Raw genomic sequence first — 22,547 nt, 5'->3', positions numbered from 1 at the left:
TAGTTTATAATAGTTCGTTAGACTTATAGCCAAGCTTTTTGAAAAACTCTACGTTCTGTAATATACTTTCTTCATAAGGATTAAGACTTTTAGCTATTTCATTATATTTAAAAGCTTTTTTCGTATTACCTTGCTGATAATGACATACACATAATTGTACATATGGTTTCCAAGTCCAAGAATCTTTGTCAATTGTGAATTCATTATTTCTAGGTGGTTCAAGATTGGTTGCTAACTCATACCAGAATATAGCCTTATCATAATTTTTTTCTTTTAGGTATGTAAATCCAATAAAACAGCATTCTTCTGCTCTAGGTAATGTATATTTAAACGTCAAGTAACAATACAACCTGCTTTCATCATACATTTGTTTATAATAATAGCTAAGATATATTTTTCTATAGGCTTGGATTATCTTTTCCTTTTCATTCTCATATTCTTCAGTAAACTCTATGAAACTGTTAATCGCTTCATCGTATAATCTATTATTGAATAGCCTCATAGCATAATCGTACATCTCTTCCATCTTTGAAACATTCCCCTCCTTTATATTTTTATCATCATTTTTCACATTGTTTCCTATCTCTTCAGCCTTGGATATTATATCTACAATAAATTCTTCATGTACGATACCATCACCTAATATATTTATCTCTTGGATGATTCTACTAACCTTTCCTGTATGTTTTTGTTTGGATAGTATTAATAAATATAATAAATATAAATCCGAATATTTTTCTTTTTTATTTAACTCCTTGTTCAATAGCTTTATTGCTTCATCAAATTTACTTGTTTTTATCAAGCAATATACTAACCACTTATTATATACTCCATTATCCTCTATTGATAATCTATTTCTAATATACTCTATGGCTTTGGTATATTCACCAGCCTGTAGAATCTTATACAAATTTTTTATTTCTTCATCTTCCAAAGATTCAATATCTCCATTTACCTTAGTATAACAATACTCTTTATCACTACTATTCACATTTCTATATGCAGCCAATTCCCATCTGGCTATACTGAACTCATTGATTACTTTATATATTACTGGTATATAAACTTTATCTCTTTTTGTGGTCTGTATTATTTTAATGAACTTTAAATATTCTTCTTTTTTATCAAACTCTTTATCACGAAATCTTATGGTCCAATCTTCAATGCAATTTATATTATTAACCTGATACATATTAATATTTTTATAATGATTATTCAGTTCATTTATTATTGAATTCCAATTGAATTTTTCTACTGTCTTAAGTCCATTTTCAATCAATTTCTTTTTTAAAGAATCATTATTGATTAGTTTTATAATCTTTTGCGCCATATCATATGGTTCTTTAATCTTTGTTACTAATGCATTATGATTATCAACTACATAATCTCTGACTCCTATGCTATCAGTAGTTATCACTGGACATCCACAAGCCATTGCTTCTAATACTGGTAATGAAAAAGATTCGTAGTGTGATCCACTAATGAACATCTCTGCATTTTGATATAATCTTGCTATTTCTTTTTGACTAGGTGCTATGAACACTTTTGATATAATGCTTTTATTATAAGTTGAAGGTATTACTGGAGTTATCCAATATACTTTCATCTCAGGTATACTTGTTTTTACAATCCTGCATGCAGTTACTACATCCTGTATTCCTTTGAAACTTAGTTTATCAGACCCCATTATCAATAAATACTTTTCTCTTTCCTTATTGGTTTCTTCCAAAGAATTATTGAATGTATTATTATCTATGGCATTATAGATTACATGTGATTCCATTGCAAAATTTTTTTTGATTAGTTTAGCCGCTTCATTAGAAACTGTTATTATGCTGTTAGCCAATGAAAATTGTAGTTTGATGAACGCCTTATATTTCTCAAGCAATCTATCAAAATGAAAAAGATGATAATCTCCTTGCTCAAAATATATGACTGGTGCTATATTGGTTCGTACACAATCACCTATATGAGTATAATAGGTTGCAACTATCAAATCACAAAATGGTATGCACATTGATAATCTAGTAGTACATGGTACTTGAATATAATTACATTCAATATTGAACCAATTAGGTTTTGGAAAATATGCTACAACAGTTACTTTATTACCTAAGCTGATCAATCTATTTGCGTGTTCAAAAATAACCTTTGCAGCTCCGCATACGGTGGTATTGCTCATCACATATACAACATGATATAATTTATCATTTTGCTTCTTCTTTTCTAATATTACCTTAGTGATATCATAATTACTCTCTATACGTTTATCAACATCTTCTTTTAATATTTCTTCTATCATACATATCTCCTAACTTCTAAGATGAAATAACAGATAGTAGAATTTCTAATTATTTATATCCCAGTTCTCTAAAAAACTTTTCATTATATTTTATGCTCTCATTATTATTATTATATCTTGAAGCAATTCTATTATGCTCATATGACTTATCAGTATCTCCTAATTTATAATAGCAGACACATAATTGTAAATGTGGCAACCAAGTATAAGTGTTTTCATTGATAAATCCCCAGTCGCTTGATGGCTTTTCTAATTTGGTGGCAAGTTCATACCAAAAAACAGCTTTTTCTATTTCATTTTGGTTCAAATATGATGATCCTAATCTACAACAAGCTTCTCCACGTGGCAAATCATATTCAAAGGTCTTGAAACAATATTTTCTACCTTCACCATAATTTTTTATTCCAAAATAATAATCAGCTATTTTCTCACAAGCTACAATATTATCTTCTTTCCACCCCTTATTATCTTCTAAGTATTTGTTGAAAACTTTTATCCCTTCTTCATACATTTTATTATCAAATAGTTCTTTCCCATAATAATATATCTCTCTAGAATTTAATTCATATCCCTCTTTTATTTTCTGTTTATATATATTAATATTTCTTGGTCCAGCATTATGAACTCTTTTGTGAGTTATACAAATATCAGTATTAGAAACTTTTCCTTTTACGTCAATGTATTCATGAACGAATCCATGCCATTTGTATTTCCTTTTTCTTTTAACCATTCTATTTCTTCTAAATCTTAGGATTACATTTCCCTTATCATCAAACGCATAATTATAAAACATTGAATAGGCATCTATTTTCTTATCAATGCTACGCTTTAATTTTTTGAATTTTTTTATATCTTCTTCCAGTAAAACATCATCTGCATCCAACCACAATATATAATCACTTGTCGCTTTTGAAAAGCTATAATTTCTTGCTGCAGCAAAATCATTTATCCACTTGAAATCATAAATTTTAGCTTTGAATTTTTTTGCAATTTCCTTTGTTTTATCTGTAGAACCAGTATCAACTATAATAATCTCATCCACTAGATTCCCCACCGATGAAAGGCAATTACCTAATACATCCTCTTCATTCTTAACTATCATGCATAAACTTATTGTGTACACTTCATTCCTCCAAAAGGTATCTTTCATAATCATTATATGCATATAGATTTATTTAGCTACGGTCATTTAAATTCATATTATTAAAGGTATACATCTAAAATAATAGAACGGAGCATATCAGATTATCTCCAACAGCTCCGTTCCTTTAAATTATCCTAATGGAAATATCCTAACAAGTCAAATTTTCTTGGCCAGTGGTCAGTACCAATACTAACACTGTACTCATCAGAATCATTTTCCATATATACTAATGACGTATCATTCCATGACTGGTTTATATTATAATCTCTAAGAGGTCTGTTATCTGAATAATATAACCCCTTTATTGGTCTATCTCCTATATAATGGTCAGCAAAAGTATAGAACAATTGTGATGAATTGTTAATTGATACAAATATACCATTTTGTAAACGATTTATGTCAAAAACTTCATTATAAGGAATTACTAAATTACTAAGAAATACTTTTGGAAAATGACCTTCATCTATATTTTCAGCAATTGCAAATAACTGATTTTTATCAGCCACATCTTCAGGAACCTCCTTATGGTCTGGAACAAATACAAGGTCTGCATCTTCAGAAAAATACCCTAAAACCTGAATAAATATTCTTGGAGTTGATGAACTAGTAGTCTTATATTCTGATATGACTGTAGAAATATCCAAGTAAGCAGGACTGGATGGGTTAGCTGGAATAAATAATAGATTATCTTTTCTCATGGATTTAGTATAGGATACTCTATAATCATCAGCTAAATCATTTGAAGCACTCCAATCAGAATCATTATTAGTATTATGCCAATCTTTTTCTGTTAATCTAGAATCTGAAGCTCCCAAATTAGTTGTAACCTCATTTATAGTGATACTTACTTGATCAGAACTAATTTTATCATTTATTACATTGACTATATAACCTTTTGCGTCGTTAATACCTGTAAAGAACTTTCTATTAGTATCAGAAGTACCGTTAATAACAGTATTTGTTCTTGAGTTGCTGCCATATGTTTTAGTTGTAAGATTATATTTATATCCTTCATTTTGCTGATCGGTAAAATACCCTAATAGTTCTACGTCTATCCATGCATCTGTCTCTTGGTAATCTAAATTTCTAACACCGTTTTGTATGTCCCAACTTGTTCTAAGATTAGAACCCATAACTGGAACTACTAATGTTTTTGATATGACAGGAGAATTTTTAGCTCCCTTCAAGTATGTAATATCTTTATTGTAATCATTAAAACCAGTAATACTAATAGAACTTATACCTTCACCATGTTGTTTTGCATGACTTGTAGCAGGATAATAATTAGTTTTTATCATCTCGTATAGTTGCTCACGTCCAGGTATGGGAGGTATATCCTCTAAACTAATGCTATCACCTGCTGGCCACATATTCCCTTGTTGCTGGCCATGTTCATATGCGTGGAATTTTATTGTTGGATAAGCAATAAATGAATAATCTCCCAGATAATCATTACCTACACCCAATTGTGTAAGATCCGCTGCAAGATTTTCATTACCACGTTTATATACTACTTTACCATTGCTAGAATCTCGCAACCAGAGATGGTAAATTGCATTTCTTTCATTAGAACCTACATAGGCTACTCTTAACGAAGTTACTTTATCCTGAGCGTTAAAGTCTTTTAAGTTATATTCTCTATTACCATTAATATTATCAAATGTCCAAGCATTATTATCATTGTGCTCACTGAAATTGAAATCACCATGCTGATACAATTGTACTACAAATCCTCTGTCTCCAATGATCTCTACTTTACTAATACTATCATTAGGAATATTTTTTTTCGAAACATCCTTAAGTTCATATAATTCTCCAGTTCCTTCTAGAGTATGGACAGTACCAGTATTATCTGTAAGTTTAAGCTTCCATGAAGGAATATGTAAATCTGCTGTACCTAATTCAGCAGTAACATTTCCTAAAGTAACAGAATCCTTAGGTGCACTCCATCTATTAGAAGTTACCTGTACAACAATAGCTCTAGCATTAGGATAGTTACTTAAATCAATATCACTGTTACCATTTGATAAATTCTTAGTTTCTTGTTTTCCCATTAATAATACAGGATTAGATAAAGGAACGTATCCAAAACCATCTTTTTCTGGGGTAATAAATTTTTCTATTATATTTCCCGATTTGGTTGTTACTGTAATTTTACTTCTATAAGATGCATCTGCAATACTTGTAAAAGCTGTTTCATTAACATATAAGTTTATATTTGGATTATAATTAAGAGTAACCGTCTGTTCAGTATCATTGACACTTACAGTAACAGTTACATTAGAAATTTCATCATTACCTCTTGCTACATTAACACCAACATTTTTATAATCATCAGAATATGCGAACCATCTTATTTCAGGGTTTTCCCTCTCAATAGGTTCATATAGTATAATATGGTCATTATAGTTAAGTTCTACATCATAGTATTTTTTTTCATTATAATCTAAACTGCTGATTCGTGTTTTCAGCTCATCATTGTATGATATATTCCAATTATTGATATTTTGATTTTCAAGATAAAGATTTCCTTCAGCCCCTATCTCTGCATTCATAGTAAGCTGCAATGCACGTCGTAATGTCATATGAGGATTATAGCTACTGTGCTCTGCAATTACTTGATATGTCTTAGCAGTATAAGTATCTCCATTGTCTTTAGTACGTCTGATTTCTATATCAGCAGTTCTTCCTTTAATATCATCCTGATAATAACTAAAGATATTAGAGGTAGACGTAGTTTTTCCTGGGATATCAGCTAAAACTTCAACCATTTTTATTTTAAGCTTTCTATTATCTAATACTTTATTTAATTGTGATAGTGAAAGTGATAAAGTATCACTTTTAGTGATTCTGTCAACAGTTATTTGCTTGCTCTGACCTGGTGCTAAATAATCTATAGCCTGTTGAGCTTCAAATGGAGTATAAGTTACCACATTTTCATCACCTGCAATAATTGTGAATTTTGGACGAATATTAGATAATGGGGTTAACCCTGTGTTAGTGTATTTTAAATCTAAAGAAAGTGCTGCAGCATCAGATTCATCTACTTGTTTAGATTTTAACCAATTTCTGAAATTGCTAGTGGATTGTTCTATATTCCAAGTAGATGTTTTTTGCATAGCATATGAATGTTCAAAACTTGTTTGAACGGACATTTTTGTACTTGGTCCTTCTGTAACCTTGAATGTATGTTCAAAACCAATAGATACTCCCGTAGTAAATGAATGAGAGTCAGTAGAACTTCCTCCTTGTTGATGCGAGCTTCCATCGCTTGATCCTCCGCTCTCTTCTGTTGTAGTCGTAATCTTAGGAGCTAAACCTATTCCTAATAATTCTACTTGTAAATTAGGTGTAGCCGCTACTTCAGGATTGTTTTTTGCTATAGGATCTATAGGAGAATGTAAACCACTACCAGCTAATTTACTTCTATCATCATAAGGGTCTCCTGTAGTGGAAGCCGAGTTAGGATCTGATTTATGATATTTCTTATTTCCATTGCCATCCCACTGGACTATATTATTTTCATTATCTATCATATATCCATTTAATTCAAGATAATCGGATATACCATCATCATCAGAATCTTGATATGTAGAACTGCTTAATAAGGTATCTGTAGGTAGGTTGTTTGAAGAGCTGGTCTCAGCAAAAGATGAGGTTGGTAAAAAAATCATTTGAAATGTAATGAGTATTATAAATATCTCTTTTAATAATTTGTTTTCAGTAAATTTTGTTGCAGTATTATTCCTGTTCATTAGTTATTTTCCTCCTTAATATTGTTCAAAAAATATATGGTTGGTATAACTTTTCAAGTAAAAACAATTATTTAATTGTATGTCTTTTCAGTATACACAAGTAGTTGTTTTATAATTTTACTACAATAAATAATTATTACAATGTATAGAATTTTATTAAATATAATTTATTTTACTAATCATAACGATTAACTCCTCTCTTTTTTATTATATATTTTAATTGTTCTGAATAATTTTGTCAATTAAAATTTCTATTTGTCAAAAATCCATTTAAAATTAATAGTAACGTAATTTTAATTAAAAAACACACAAAAATAATGAAAAAATATTTTTCAAATATAAAACAAAAGCCTAGAACCCTTGTTTCATAATAGTTTCTAGACTTTTTGTTTTTTTCCCTTTTATCTGTTAAGCTCTCTCAACATCAGCTATTTTACATATAGTAAGTGCAAAATAATCTTGCATAACACCTGCTCCTGGAGGTTTTACTAAAACTATACCAAGACCAACATCAACTATTGTAAGATTTTGAATATTATCAAATCCACCATCAGCAAGTGTATCAATATTAACAGTAATACTTTGTAGTTCAACTAATTCTTCTCTCAATGGAGCTTCACAACATTCACATTCTCCAGGAATTGGTGTTGTTGGTGTTGTTAAACCTTCTATCAATTCTGCTTCTGTAATTTCAGTTGTATTTATTGTGAACATTAATCCTACTAACTGACATATAGGAATAATAAAATCTCCTATTTCAGTAATATGATTAACTACTTGTGTCAATGGATTTTGATTTGTACGTGGCATTTGAGTAGTTGTTGCAAAATCAACTGTTAAGATGCCTAAATCAATTAGATTATCAATAAATTTATCCCATGGTTCAACACAACATTCACATAAACCTGCTCCCGGTGGGCCAGTGTCTCCTGTTGGACCGGTGTCTCCCGTTGGGCCGGTGTCTCCCGTTGGGCCAGTGTCTCCTGTTGGGCCGATGTCTCCCGTTGGGCCGATGTCTCCCGTTGGACCGGTGTCTCCCGTTGGACCGGTATCTCCTGTTGGGCCGGTATCTCCTGTTGGACCGGTATCTCCCGTTGGACCGGTGTCTCCTGTTGGGCCGGTGTCTCCTGTTGGGCCGGTGTCTCCTGTTGGGCCGGTGTCTCCTGTTGGGCCGGTGTCTCCTGTTGGACCGGTATCTCCCGTTGGACCTGTTGGACCGGTGTCTCCCGTTGGGCCGGTGTCTCCCGTTGGGCCAGTGTCTCCTGTTGGACCGGTATCTCCCGTTGGACCGGTATCTCCTGTTGGGCCGGTATCTCCCGTTGGGCCTGCTGGACCGGTATCTCCTGTTGGTCCGGTGTCTCCTGTTGGGCCTGCTGGACCAGTATCTCCTGTTGGTCCGGTGTCTCCTGTTGGACCTGCTGGACCGGTATCTCCCGTTGGTCCCATTGGACCTGTTGGTCCCATTGGGCCTGTTGGACCCATTGGTCCCGTTGGTCCCATTGGACCCGTTGGACCCATTGGTCCCGTTGGACCCATTGGACCCGTTGGTCCCGTTGGTCCCGTTGGTCCCATTGGACCGGTTGGTCCCGTTGGACCGGTTGGTCCCGTTGGACCTGTTGGACCCGTTGGTCCTCTTTTACCTCTTTTACCTTTTGGACCTCTTTCTCCTTCTGGACCTCTTGGCCCTCTAGGACCTCTTTCTCCTTTTGGACCTCTTTCTCCTGTTGGGCCTCTTTCTCCTTCTGGGCCCTCTGGTCCTCTTGGACCTCTTGGACCTCGTGGTCCCCTTGGACCCGGTGGTCCTTGTTTCCCTAGTGGACCTTTTATACATAATTTAACTGGGGTACAAACAATACAGCCATCCTTATCTTTTTCTTTCTTACATTGAAATAAAATATCATCATTGCAACAATATGACAAATAATCTATACAAGTTTCTTTATCAGCATCCTTACAATATTTATATTTATTAGAACATGGATGACCATCATGTGTTTTACTCAAATCTTTTCACCTCCTTAGTTCAATATATGAAAATATTGTTAAGTTGGTTAAAAGGGGTTGTTTATAAATATATTTTTTTTCTTAATTTATCTGCTAGATACACTATATACTTGTTAACAAAATCTTCTTCAATCTTTATAACACCATCAAATTCATTGATAAACTCCAAAATATCCATATGCTTGATATTTTCCTCAACATATATAATATTCTTTATATTATTAGAATCAAGTTTTCGCAAAAAATTCATTTTAATAGAATTAACTACATTATAATAGTTAAAATAATTACTTGGAATCCATAAATGAATTCTATCATACTCATGATTTTTGATTATTCCTTCCAGTTTTTCTTTCCACTTAGAATATCCATTCTCCCAATCTGCAGTAAACAATATTTTATTCCCTTTTTTATTCCCAAAAGTATCTTCACAGATTTGATATTTGGTATATTTGCTAGGTATATAATCTCTACTTTGAACATAAGGATTTTTCTTAATATACTCTTCTCTGTCTATGTACACACCATCTATATTTTTATCCTTGGTCAATTTCCATTTTCTGTAGAACTTACTTTTATTAATGGAAACAAAATGATTGATGTTTTCTTTTACTGTCTTAAAAGTTTTACTGCCCATATGATATACAAATGAGCTACCTACTACCGCAATCTTATATCCAGCTATTCTTATCCTTAAGCACCAATCATCATCATCATAATGTCCCATTCCGAAGAAAAAATCATTTCCCCCAACTTCTTCTAGAACCTGTCTCTTGATAATCATACATGCTCCTATGACCCTTGTTATATAGGTTATTTTTCCTTTATTTTTACTAATAAACTCTTTGGAAAAAGCATTTATTTCATCTATGGAATTGAATCTTACATCAGTTCGTTGTATACCATACGCATATGATAGATATGGAGCAGCGACACCTATTGTTTCATCAGTTTCTAAGACTTCTGCTAACCCATTAAACCAATTATTAGGGAAAATCAAATCATTATTCAGTACACCTATTATTTCTCCTCTACAATGAGATAAACCAATATTTATTCCCACTGGATATCCCATATTTTCCATTAATCCTACATATACTATTTCAATTTTCTGCTTGATATTAGACAATATAATATTTTTTACTACTTCCTCAGTTGAATCAACAGAACCATTATCAACAACTATTATCTCTATACCTTGATCAATATAAGTATCTTCTAAAGAATTTATTAATGTCTCAATAGCTTGTTTGGTAAGTTCATTATTGTTGAAACATAAAATTATAAAACTATAATAAGGCATATATACAATCCTTTCATGATTTTAATTCCTTCTTATATTCTTTCAATAATATTAATCTATATCTATCATAATTATATAGATTTACAATACCGCAATCATGAATGCACCAAGGTTCTTCCTGATATGGAACTGCTATTTTATAACCTTTTCTTATGAATTCCAAGCATTGTGATATATCATAGAAATGCCAGCCAGTGAAAATATCCTCTCTCCATGGTATATCATATTGAGTTATCATAATCAGACCATCTATCCCACTTACTAACTCATCAGTTTTACTATTACCTTGAAAATTCAATAATTCTATTTTGCCTCTATGACTATCATATACTTTTCCTCTCTTTTTATTAGATTTCCACCAGATTCCATCAGCTGGAATATATTTTGATCCAATTACACCTATTAGACCTATATCTACATCCCTATTAAAAATCTCTATTATATCAACTATGAAATTCTTATTTGTTATGAATACATCTTGATGAAGATAAATCTTATATTTTGCATCTGTACTTATCATTCCTTTATTATATCCACTTGTCATGCTTTTTTGATTTCTTATATCCACAATTTCTGTAACAAAACCATCAGGAACTAATAGACCATTAATATATTTTACAGCTTTCTGATACAAATCATCATTATTGACACATATAATAAATGCTACTCTTTTATCATTCATTTTTTATCCCCATCACCATTAATTCTTATTTTTTCATAGTTAACTAAATGAGGTATGCTTGAACATATCTCAGCTGCTACTTTATTAATATCAAAATTATTTTTTACGAATTCATATGCATTTCTACTTATATCCAATCTTTTTTCCTTATTATCAATTAAATACATCAAACCATTTGTCCATTCAATGGTATTATTATCAACCAATAATCCATTTTCTCCATTTTTAACAATATATGTAAATGGTTCCACATTAGAATATATTCCTGTAGCTCCTATTGAGCTATATTCTAAAAATTTATTAAAATATTTACAGGAATGAAATTCAGTGTTATTTAATGGTGCAACTGCAATATCCCATTTTCTTGAAAGCAAAAAAGAAACATATTGTTCATAATTCTCCCTGTATGGAAATACAGTTATAGGGATATTTTTCATAGAATAATTCTTGAATCCAATTATCTCAAACTTAATCTTATAACCATATTTATTAATTATTGATTGAAAAGGTCTGTACATCATTTGATTAAAATATGTTTTATGATCTGTTCCCCCTGCAAAACCAATTGTTATTGTTTCATTTAGGTTATCATGTCCCATAATATCAGGTTTATCATATTTCAATAATAATGCAGGAGCATTCGTGACACTTACTTTTTCAAAAGAAAGTTTGTATTTTTCTGCTATATTTTTGTTGGTGGTCCATAAGCAGTGACATATATCCATTATTGATTTTATATTATTCTTTATATCTTTTCTTTCAAAATATGCTTTATTATATGACCTAGATAAACCACCTATATTCAGTAAGTCATCATCTAAAAAATAGATTAAATATTTCCCCTTATTTTTACCTAAAGTAATCTTATCAACATCTAATTGTTCTGCTCCCCTAATACATATTATTACATCTGCTATGGAAATATCCTCGTTAGAGACATGCCTACTCTCTTTATAAACAAAATTGAGTAATTGTTGTTTCTGTAAAAGTTGCAAAGGTTTTATTATTCCCATAATAGCAGATGGTATTGTTTTGAAGCAGAAGGCTAAAACATTAGTTTTTTTCATAAGAACACATCCCACATATCTTTTTTACAATCTCCAATAATTAAAGATTCTATCTGCCTTTTTCTTATCATAAATTCCTTTTACATCAATTAAAATAGGATAAGTAATATTGGAATCAAAATATTTTTTCAAGGCTTCTAGATTGATCTCTCTATAATATCTATGAGCTACACATACAATGATTGCATCAATATCAGTAACATTGTCTAAATCCGTTTGTTCAAGATTATAGTCTTTATATACCTCGTCCTTATCAGCTACTGGATCAGTTATTATTACATTAATGTCGTATTTCAATAATTCATCTATTACATCTTTCACTTTGGAATTTCTTAAGTCCGGCACATCTTCTTTAAATGTCAACCCCATAACTAATACTCTGGCATCTTTAACTTTTTGATTATTCTCAATCAGTTTTTTTATGGTTTTTTCTGCAATGATTTTACCCATGTTATCATTTATTCTTCTTCCAGATAGAATAACTTCTGGTCTATAATCCAGTTGTTGAGCTTTGTATGTTAGATAATAAGGGTCGATTCCAATACAATGTCCTCCAACAAGTCCTGGAGCAAAATCAAGAAAATTCCATTTGGTATTGGCTGCCTCCAGTACTTCTCTAGTATCAATTCCCATTTTATCAAATATTATTGCAATCTCATTTATGAATGCTATATTAATATCTCTCTGGGAGTTTTCTATGACTTTAGCTGCTTCTGCAACTTTTATTGAAGAAGCTTTAAAGACACCTGCATCTGTTATTATAGAATATTTTTCTGCTATGATATCAAGAGTCTTTTCATCACAGCCGGAAACTACTTTTTTTATTTTATCTACTGTATGTATTTTATCTCCTGGATTAATTCTTTCTGGTGAATACCCCACCCAAAAATCTTTTTTATATGCTAACCCTGATTGTTCTTCTAATATAGGTACACAAATATCTTCTGTAACTCCTGGATATACAGTTGATTCAAATACAATAATAGAACCTTTTTTTAGATTATCTCCTACTATCTTTGTTGCACTTTTAACTGGTTCAAGATTAGGAACTTTTTCTGGAGTAATTGGTGTGGGAACAGCTATTATATGAAATCTAGATTGTTTCAGTTTTTTGGGGTCTGAAGTAAATTCTAGATTATTTATATTACTTAACCGTTCTTCACCAATTTCATTAGTTGGGTCTTTACCTTGTTTGTATAGTTTTATCTTATTATCATTAACATCGAATCCTACTACATTCTTTCCTCTTTCAGCAAATGTAACTGCTAGTGGAAGTCCCACATAACCTAAGCCAATTACTGAAATAATTTCTGTGTTCATTTTAGAAAACTCCATTCTCAATAAACTCTTATTATTAGCCTCGTATTGATAGCAGAACCTGAAACCACATTTCTCGTAAACACTCCTGGCCGCTATATTATTCTCGAGTACTTCTAAATATACCTTTTGCAACTTTAACCTTTCCATAGCAAATTGGCAAATCATCTTTACAACCTTAACACCTAAACCTTTACCTCGAGCTTCATCTACTCCTATAAAAAATCTTCCAAATTCGGCTTCATCATCTTTAATATTGTATAGGGCTACCATACCTACAGCTTGTTTAAGTTCTTTATCTTCCTCTATAATAAATATATAGTCATTAGGAGTATTCAGGTACTTTTTGAACCAATCCATTTGTTTTTCCAGTTCTATTAAATTATCATTTATAAACCATTTTCTTACAGAATTCCTATTCCTCCATAAAACAACTGATTGAAGGTCTTCTATACCAATTGGCCGTAAATTAATATTATCTTCATTAATAACATAGTCATGTTTCAATATCTAGCCCTCCTTGACACTACTAGCCAATTTTATTACCTTGGAAGAAATTTCATTGACATCTTCCTTAGTTAATCTCATATGCATTGGAAGAGATAGAATCCTTGTACATAATTTATGAGCATTGGGACAACTACCCTTTCCATAAGAATACATACTATATTCAGTGTTATCTCTATAATGTACTCCTGGATAGATCTTATTAAGGTTTAGAGCTATTATCAATTCATCTCTATTATTTACTTCTATGATATACAAATGTCTAGAACATTCACATCCTTTTGCTACAGGTATTGGTCTAATTAGATTTTTATGGTATTTGAAAGCCTCATCATACCATGATGCAAGCTGTCTTCTATAAGCATTATCCATGTCCAAATATCTTAGCTGAACCAATGCTATACTAGCCATTATGGAATTACCATGGTATTTATATCCCAAATAATCTACGTCATATCTCCATTTATAGGTCTCCTTATTTAGTGAACGAGTATACGTATCTTTATTTATACCTAACCATGCTAATTTTCTTGCTAATTCATCGTATTTTTCTTCTTTGAAGCATATCATTCCAGAATCTGCAGTTGGTAGATTCTTGACTGCTTGAAAAGAATAAATAATAACATCTGCTTCTTTCCCCACAATCTCACCATCTAGTCTTGTACCACTCATGTGTGCCGCATCCAATATTAATTTCAAATTGTACTCTTTACATATTTTCACTATCTCCTTATACTGTCCTGTATTTCCACCTAGACCTACATACATGATAGCTTTTGTTTTATTGGTTATTTTTTTTCTTACGTCTACAGGGTCTAGACATAGATATTTATCTACATCAGCGAATACTACTTTCAGATTTTCATAAGCAATGGCATGGTTAGAAGATATAAACGTCAATGGAGTTGAGATAATCTCATCACCATCTTCCCATTTACACTCACTCTTAAATATTTTTACTGCTAAATGAAGTCCTACTGTAGCAGAATTTATAAAATGAGCATTAGGAAGATTAGTATACTCTTTCCATTTCTTCTCAAATTCTATAGTTTTATATCCTAACCCTGTCCAACCTTTTTCCAGGCATTCTTTTATTTCTTCAAGGCATTCTTCCACCCTAAAGGTCGGTACGAATAATTGTATTGACATATCATTTCACCTCAATAAAATCAGTTACAAATATATTAGATTGCAATCCAAGTGTTACTATATTATATTTTTCTTGAATTTAAAACGTTACAATATTATTTCTAAATTATATGCACTTCTTTTAATTATCCAAAATATAATGGATTAGAATCATAAAATATGACTTAGGTGATTATAATATGAATATTGGTTTTTCAAGAATTCCAGTTGGTAAAGGTGGTGCCATATCTTGGATTAAAACATTCAGTAATTATTGTGTCTCACAAGGACATCAAGTAAGATTTAACTATAAAAATAATATAGATGTATTTTGCTCTGTAGCTAATTATAACCAACCTGAAGAATTGAAATATTTGAGGAGACGCAATATAAAAATATTACACAGATTAGGTTCAATTTTTTTAGATTATAATTATGATGATAAAAAAATAATTAGTGATGGTAATGAGCATTTTAAACAATTAATTTCTTGTGCTGACTATCTTGTATATCAAAGTAAATTTTGTAAAACAGTACTTTTCAGAAGTCTATATGATGAAAAAGAACCTGATGGAGATATTATTTATAATAGCACTAATGCCTCTATTTTTTCCCCAAATGTTAAGCCTATCGTTAGACCTTTAAACAAAAAAATTATTTTATGTAGTGCATATTGGGGGGCTCTAAATACTTCTTTGGAATGTATTAAATTAGTGATTCAAACTGCAAAAAAACTTCAAAGTCATAATGAAATAGAATTTTGGGTATTAGGGCTTGCTCCAAAAGAAGTTGAGGAATATATTAAGAAAGCCCATTTACCTAATATTACCAGATTAAACTTATCAAAACCTATTAATTATGAGCTAATGCCACGTTTACTGAAAACAGCAGATTTGGTTCTCCATCTCAAAGCCCATGAAGGTTGCTCGAATGCTGTTATAGAAACTATGAACATTGGTACACCTTTTGTAGGATTAAATTCCGGTAGTTTACCTGAACTATTAGGAAATGCTGCACTTTTAGTAGATTGTACTAGTGATATAAGTAAATTTCCTAAAGTAAATATTGAAGACTTAGTTGAAAAAGTTTTAACAACATTAAATATGGCTTCTATTTATAGAAATAAAATGCTTAACCGTTCCAAATTATTTTCAGAAGAAGAGCAATGTAGTAAGTACTTGGCTATTTTAGAAAATTTATATAAAATGAACCATTAAAAATATCAAAAACATTTAGTATTAACACATAATAATAAACCTTCTTATCAATATATGAAGGTTTATTATTATGTATTAATTAGAGTTATTCATTAATATTCTATTAAATATCTCTAATGCTTTTAATGATGCATAATCTAAAGTATAATGTTCCATAACATCTTTATAAGCATTTTCTATTATTTTTTCTCTTAAATCATCATCTTTATATAGCCTATTTATTGCAGTAACCCACTCTTCTACAGTATCATTAACTAATAATCCATTTTGCTTATTCTTAATTGAATATAGAAAAGGCGCTGTCTTACTGGATATAATTGCATTTTGCGTAGCCCCTGCTAATGCATATTTAATCTCTGTTTTACAATTTAGACATTCTTCTATTGTCTTTTTACTTCTTTTTTCTATTTTCTCTTTATAATAATTATCATTAGTTGGTACTGGATTCAATAATATATGTGTTCCCTTTAAAAAACTGATCATATTTTTAAAAGGAACATATCTATAACTAATAACATTTTCTACACCACTTAGAAATGAAGAACCGCTCATGGTAACAAATCTTATATTTGAATTTTCTTTACTAAAAGTATTAATTATGTTAAATATTAATTTCCTACCTATGGCTCCTGTACTTACCCAAGATACATAAAATTTATCTAGATTTTCTTTTTTAACATTTTTTATTTCTTTCATATCTACATAAGTACGTAATATATAAATATTTTTATTATATTTCTTAATTTGTTGTTTCATTAGTTTATTTTGACATATCAATGCATGACATCTTTTTATAAATTTCTTTGGTAATCCATATTGGTCTTCTATCACTAAATCATCTATCATATAAACAAATTTTTTAGTATTATAATACTTGTTAATTAACATAAAAATATTTCTTTTGTCTTCTCTAGAAATTATTACTCCATTAGCACCTAAACGCTGGAATATAATAATATCATTGTTCAAAACTACTTCTTCATTTAATTCTTTATAATATAAAACTAATGTTGATTCAACATATTTTTTTAAGCCCTTTGATAACTCAAAACAGTATTTTCTTGTACATGGATCATCTTTATTAGAATATACAAACAATAATTTCATACAACATCTCCCTTCAAAACCAAGTACATATGTAGTTACCATTCATATTTATAGATTTTATAATCCTAATTCATATTATTATATATTATTAAATATGTTACACAAGCTTCAAATTATATATAATAATAGTTTAATTAATAATTCTTTTTTGAAATTTGATATCATATATTTATATATAAACCCAATAATACGAGGTGAATTATATTAATATTCTTATAACAGGTGTTAATGGGCAATTAGGATATGATGCAGAAAAATTATTATCACCTTTTCATAAAATAGTTGGTTTAAACAAAGAGGAGTTAGATATTACAAAACTTAAGGATGTACAAAATATTATTTCTAATGTAAAACCTCAAGTAATTATTAACTGTGCAGCTTATACCAATGTAGATAGGTGTGAAGATAATATTGACTTAGCGTATAACATAAATGCATATGGTTGCTGTAATTTAGCAATACTTTCAAAGAAATATGATTATCGTTTAGTCCATATTTCTACAGACTATATTTTTGATGGCAAAAAAAATCAACCTTATATAGAATCAGATAAAGCAAATCCCTTAAATATTTATGGAAGTTCAAAATTATTAGGAGAAAATTTCATTAAGTCACTATGTCCGAAACATTATATATTAAGAACTTCTTGGTTATATGGGCAACATGGTAATAACTTTGTTAAAACAATGTTAAAATTATCTATGAAGAATGATACCTTGAATGTAGTTAATGACCAAATAGGAACCCCAACATATACTCTTGATTTATTAAAAGTAATTACCATGGTTATTAAGACTGATAATTATGGAATTTATCATGTATCCAATAAAGGTGAATGTAGTTGGTACGATTTTACTAATAAAATACTTCAATTAACTAACAATAAAACTAAAGTATTACCCATAGATTCAGAGCAATTAGATAAACCTGCTAAGAGACCTAGTTATTCAGTACTTAAGAATCATATGCTAGAGCATGTATTTAATTATAAACTTCGTTATTGGGAAGATGCCTTGGAAGAATTTTTACAAAAATTATAAAATTGGAGTGAATCCTATGAAGTCATATTTTTTTATTATCCCTAGTGGAAATCCAACCACAACTTATGCAAATAAGTTATTTGCAAAAGCTTTACAAGATTTAGGTTATGATGTAGAAACAGTTTTAGATTTATCCCAAAAATTTAGTATACTTAAAAATCCAAACTGTGATGCAATATTTTTTCAAAAAACTATACAATGTCCAGCACATACAAAAAAATACATAGAGCACCTTAAGGGTAAAGTTAAACTGATTCATATTGATAATGACTTTCAAGATATGCATAAAACAGATAAGTTAGAAACATTGAAAATAACTGACCTTATTATAGTATGTACTTCACAACATAAAAGAGCACTAAAAGAATATACTAATGTACCTATTGAAACAGTTTCAAATATAGTTGATTTTGAAAATTATAATTATGTGTCAATTACACAAAAATCAAATAACCCATTAATTATCAGCTGGCAGCAAGCTTGTGCTGATGCCTATACGCAAGATTTACTTATGATTGCTAAACCATTATGTGAAATTCATGAACGTTATAATACCGAACTTCATTTATATGGATGGTATATGGGAAAAAATCATCCTGATCTAAGACATGAAATACGTAAAGTAATGCCTTTCGCTAAATTCATAGAATATCAACCATTAACCAAGTATTTAACAGATATAGTACCTAAGTTATCCCAATCTGATATTTTTATTATGCCATATATTAAGCATAAAGGTAGATGGGGCAAAAGCGGTTTTGGATTAAAAAGAATAATGTTGTTAGGACTACCAATTGTAGCCTCAAATACAGAACATCATAGAACTTTAATAAAAAATGGTGAAAATGGCTTCCTCGCAACTACAAATGACCAATGGTATTCTAATCTAGAATCTTTAGTTAATAGTAAAGAATTGAGAGAAAATTTTGCAATAAAATCTAGGAAACTAATACAAACAAACTATAATCCTGAAATAATTATTAAACAGTTCATAAACGCTGTAAACAAACATATATCCCTTTTTACCAAACCTTAATACCAACAAACGCTTACTAATTTATTATTTTTATTGCCATTATTTATTGTTTTAGATTTTCCTCTATTATTCTAATTATTATATCTTGATTTTGTACATCTAACGAATAATATATTGGTAAACATAAAATTCTTTTTGAAATACTATTAGATTTTTGTACATCAGCATCCTGAACATAAGGTAATTTATTTAGAGAAGGATAAAAGTATCTTCTAGGGATAACATTATTATCTAATAATTTATCCCTTATTTTAAATAAATCGTATTCACTTTTAAATATAATTGGAAAATAAGAATAATTCATAGTGCATTTTTTATTAATGCATTGAAATTTCACAGAATAATTTCCATTAAAACATTTCAAATAGTATTCATAGATCTTTTTCCTATTATCCATTATATTACCTATATCATCCAATAAACATAATCCCATAGCTGCTTGGAATTCATTCATTTTAGCATTTATTCCTAACTCAGTAATCTTTTCATGAGAAGCAAATCCAAAATTTATCATCTTTCTAACTTTTTCAGCTATTTCATCATTGTTTATTATCAATGCTCCCCCTTCTATGGTATGAAATATTTTTGTAGCGTGAAAACTCAATATACTGATATCTCCATAATTAAGTATACTCTCTCCATTATAATTGACACCAAAACAATGAGCCGCATCATATATAACCTTCAGATTATTTTTTTCTGCTATATACTTTATTCTATCAACATCACATCCATTTCCAAAAACATGGGTTGGAACAATACAAGATGTATCCTGAGATATTTTTTCTTCTATTTTATCAACATCAATATTAAGAGTTCTTTCATCTATATCAACATATCTAGGTCTTAATCCTTCCCATACTAAACTACTTGTTGTAGCCACAAACGAAAAAGGTGTTGTGATAACATCTCCAGAGATACCTAAAACTTTGTAGGCGACTTGAAGTGCTAATGTTCCATTTGATACTAGAATTAAATTACCAATTCCCAGATATTTTTCTAATCTTTTTTCCAATTCTCTAACTAATTCACCATTATTTGTTATCCAACCAGAATCATATATTTTATTTACATAATCCTTATATTTATCAATATCTGGCAAATAAGTTTTTGTAACATTAATCATAGTTACACCTACTCTTGTCTCTTCTAAGACTTTTTTATATCATTTTACAAATATTTTTCACCTTGAATACGTTTCCTCACTATTTTGCAAGGTATTCCATATGCAACTGTATATGATGGAATATCCTTAATAACTGTTGAACCAGCACCTATCACTGTATTAGAACCTATACATTTATCATGAATTATATTCGCTCCCAAACCAATAGCCGAATAATCGCCTATCTTCACATGCCCTCCCGTAGTTGCATTTGGTGCAATAGAAGCGTAATCTCCAATACAATTATCATGGTCAATTGATGCCTTGCTGTTAATGATACAGTGATTACCAATTATAGAATCACTATTAACAACTACACCAGCCATTAAAACACTGCCATCCCCTATTGTTACACCTTTTCCAATAGATGTATAAGGATGAATACATGTAATAAACTTAAACTTAGAATTTATATCTTTTATTAAGCAAACCATCTTGTAACGTGTCCAATTATCTCCTATTGCAACTATCCCTTCATGTATTTTATTTAAGATAGAGTAATCTTCTTCATTCCCGATAATAGTATATCCAAAATAGTACTCTCCTTTTTGTCTATATGGATCAATCAATCCAACTATATTAAATTCATGCTGTTTTTCTACAATATCAATAATTACTTTTGAATGTCCCCCAGCACCAAAAACAATGATATCTCTCATTATTCAAACCTCCGTTTGAAATTATAATATATCGAAAATGATTATTCACTAATTAGCATTTCGTATAAAATATTGAAAATTCTCTTCTGCCATTTTCTTATTATAATAATGCTTATTAATAGAATCAGAATCATGTATGGAAGCACAAAAGATTGACCGTTTTCCTGATTTGACCTCCTCAAAATATATGGCTTCTTTCTCTTTTATTAATTTTGCAAACTTATCATGACAATAATTTGATTTATGAATATCAAAACATGTAGTGTTATTCTTTACTAAGGAACATTTGTTTTTATATAGGCATTGGTCACAACATACATATTGAGGTTGTATTAATTGTACAGTAGGAAGATACCCTGTACAATAAGGAGTATAGTCATTTATCCTTATACCCATATCTATATCTGCTCCATAGGTTTCTTCATTCCAATAACCTATATAATCAAACACTTCTGGTCTTATACAATTGCAGCATCCTAAAACCATCTTGTATTGATAATAGCTAATCCCCTCTTTACTACATAACTTTGGATTTATCTTCTTTTGTTTAAAAAGCCCTTCTCTCACTCCGCCTAGTAAACCCACTTCTGGAAAACGATTCATCACTTCCATAAACTTTGAGATCCACTCTTTGATTTTTATATAAACATCATTTTCTACTAAAATAAAATATTGGTCTTTTTTTCTCTTACTAAGAGCATAATTTATGGCATAAACTACTCCACAGTTTTCCATAAATCTCTTTTTACATTTTATCCTGTCATCTTCAACTGTCTGTAAATATTCCCATGTATCATCAATTGAATTGTTATCAATAATATATAATTCAAAATCATCTGTTGTATCAAGTAAAGCCTGTAAATTCTGTACAGTTAGTCCAACCCTATTCCATGTTATAAAGCATACTAGTGGAACCGACATTGAAACAATCCCTTCATAAAATTAGATTACCCTACATTATATGTCTAATTAATAGTGTAAGTTATCATTTATTGTACTTATATTCAAATAACCTTCATTTTTATATAAAAAAAGAATTCCATTATCTTATATCATTATAGAATTCCTTTATATTCTCCATCTTCAGTTTAATATCAATCATTATTCATCTACT

The 22,547-nt window shown here is 30.1% G+C and carries 16 protein-coding genes; 3 read left to right on the top strand and 13 right to left on the bottom strand.

All coding sequences use genetic code 11. From position 1 onward, the window contains the following. Window positions 1–4: 4 nt before the first annotated feature. The 9 genes from HYG85_RS15610 to HYG85_RS15570 all read right to left on the bottom strand — a co-directional run bounded on the left by HYG85_RS15610 (window position 5) and on the right by HYG85_RS15570 (window position 15,230). Complete coding sequence (locus tag HYG85_RS15610; protein ID WP_212690430.1) at window positions 5–2,302, bottom strand: glycosyltransferase family 4 protein; 2,298 nt, start codon at window positions 2,300–2,302, stop codon at window positions 5–7. Between the two features lie 49 nt (window positions 2,303–2,351). Continuing rightward, window positions 2,352–3,425: a glycosyltransferase gene (locus tag HYG85_RS15605; RefSeq protein ID WP_212690429.1), complete on the bottom strand. Its 1,074-nt coding sequence runs from the start codon at window positions 3,423–3,425 to the stop codon at window positions 2,352–2,354. Between the two features lie 155 nt (window positions 3,426–3,580). Next, window positions 3,581–7,201 carry a binary toxin-like calcium binding domain-containing protein gene (locus HYG85_RS15600; protein WP_212690428.1) on the bottom strand — a complete coding sequence of 1,207 codons (3,621 nt, stop codon included), beginning with the start codon at window positions 7,199–7,201 and terminating at the stop codon, window positions 3,581–3,583. 408 nt (window positions 7,202–7,609) lie between these two features. Beyond that, window positions 7,610–9,205: a collagen-like domain-containing protein gene (locus tag HYG85_RS15595; RefSeq protein WP_212690427.1), complete on the bottom strand. Its 1,596-nt coding sequence runs from the start codon at window positions 9,203–9,205 to the stop codon at window positions 7,610–7,612. Window positions 9,206–9,266: 61 nt separating this feature from the next. After that, entirely contained in the window at window positions 9,267–10,508 is a 1,242-nt protein-coding gene (locus tag HYG85_RS15590) for a glycosyltransferase family 2 protein (RefSeq protein ID WP_212690426.1), read from the bottom strand. Window positions 10,509–10,521: 13 nt separating this feature from the next. Next, window positions 10,522–11,190, bottom strand: a complete 669-nt coding sequence (locus tag HYG85_RS15585) for a glycosyltransferase family protein (RefSeq protein WP_212690425.1) — start codon at window positions 11,188–11,190, stop codon at window positions 10,522–10,524. Beyond that, the gene (locus tag HYG85_RS15580) at window positions 11,187–12,257 is read right to left on the bottom strand and encodes a glycosyltransferase (RefSeq protein WP_212690424.1); all 1,071 of its coding nucleotides are present in this window, start codon (window positions 12,255–12,257) and stop codon (window positions 11,187–11,189) included. The genes HYG85_RS15585 and HYG85_RS15580 overlap by 4 nt, the downstream gene beginning before the upstream one ends. Window positions 12,258–12,281: 24 nt before the next feature. Then, window positions 12,282–14,081, bottom strand: a complete 1,800-nt coding sequence (locus HYG85_RS15575; protein ID WP_212690423.1) for a nucleotide sugar dehydrogenase — start codon at window positions 14,079–14,081, stop codon at window positions 12,282–12,284. Window positions 14,082–14,084: 3 nt separating this feature from the next. Continuing rightward, window positions 14,085–15,230 (bottom strand): DegT/DnrJ/EryC1/StrS family aminotransferase, encoded by a 1,146-nt coding sequence (locus HYG85_RS15570; protein WP_212690422.1) that lies wholly within the window; start codon window positions 15,228–15,230, stop codon window positions 14,085–14,087. A gap of 179 nt (window positions 15,231–15,409) precedes the next feature. Here HYG85_RS15570 and HYG85_RS15565 point away from each other — a divergent pair, with 179 nt between their 5' ends. Further along, window positions 15,410–16,426, top strand: coding sequence for a glycosyltransferase family 4 protein (locus tag HYG85_RS15565; RefSeq protein ID WP_212690421.1), 1,017 nt, complete (start codon window positions 15,410–15,412; stop codon window positions 16,424–16,426). Between the two features lie 75 nt (window positions 16,427–16,501). Here the strand turns inward: HYG85_RS15565 and HYG85_RS15560 are convergent, their stop codons facing one another. Beyond that, on the bottom strand, window positions 16,502–17,533 hold the full coding sequence (locus HYG85_RS15560; RefSeq protein WP_212690420.1) for a glycosyltransferase family protein: 1,032 nt from the start codon (window positions 17,531–17,533) through the stop codon (window positions 16,502–16,504). 194 nt (window positions 17,534–17,727) lie between these two features. Between HYG85_RS15560 and rfbD the strand changes: the two genes are divergently transcribed. Next, the gene (gene rfbD / locus HYG85_RS15555) at window positions 17,728–18,573 is read left to right on the top strand and encodes a dTDP-4-dehydrorhamnose reductase (protein WP_330619109.1); all 846 of its coding nucleotides are present in this window, start codon (window positions 17,728–17,730) and stop codon (window positions 18,571–18,573) included. A gap of 16 nt (window positions 18,574–18,589) precedes the next feature. Further along, a complete protein-coding gene (locus tag HYG85_RS15550; RefSeq protein ID WP_212690419.1) occupies window positions 18,590–19,609 on the top strand; it encodes a glycosyltransferase in 1,020 nt (339 codons plus the stop codon). Window positions 19,610–19,652: 43 nt separating this feature from the next. Here HYG85_RS15550 and HYG85_RS15545 read toward each other — a convergent pair whose 3' ends face one another. The 3 genes from HYG85_RS15545 to HYG85_RS15535 are packed head-to-tail and all read right to left on the bottom strand — an operon-like array spanning window position 19,653 to window position 22,354. Then, window positions 19,653–20,735, bottom strand: coding sequence for a DegT/DnrJ/EryC1/StrS family aminotransferase (locus HYG85_RS15545; RefSeq protein ID WP_212690418.1), 1,083 nt, complete (start codon window positions 20,733–20,735; stop codon window positions 19,653–19,655). Window positions 20,736–20,779: 44 nt separating this feature from the next. Beyond that, on the bottom strand, window positions 20,780–21,433 hold the full coding sequence (locus HYG85_RS15540; protein WP_212690417.1) for an acetyltransferase: 654 nt from the start codon (window positions 21,431–21,433) through the stop codon (window positions 20,780–20,782). A 48-nt stretch (window positions 21,434–21,481) separates the two neighbouring features. Further along, window positions 21,482–22,354, bottom strand: coding sequence for a glycosyltransferase family 2 protein (locus HYG85_RS15535; protein WP_212690416.1), 873 nt, complete (start codon window positions 22,352–22,354; stop codon window positions 21,482–21,484). Between the last annotated feature and the right edge of the window lie 193 nt (window positions 22,355–22,547).

The organism is Vallitalea guaymasensis (genome assembly GCF_018141425.1).
Lineage (GTDB): Bacteria > Bacillota > Clostridia > Lachnospirales > Vallitaleaceae > Vallitalea > Vallitalea guaymasensis.
The sequence above is the reverse complement of the archived record's forward strand: the minus strand, read 5'-3'. Positions and strand labels throughout refer to the sequence as shown.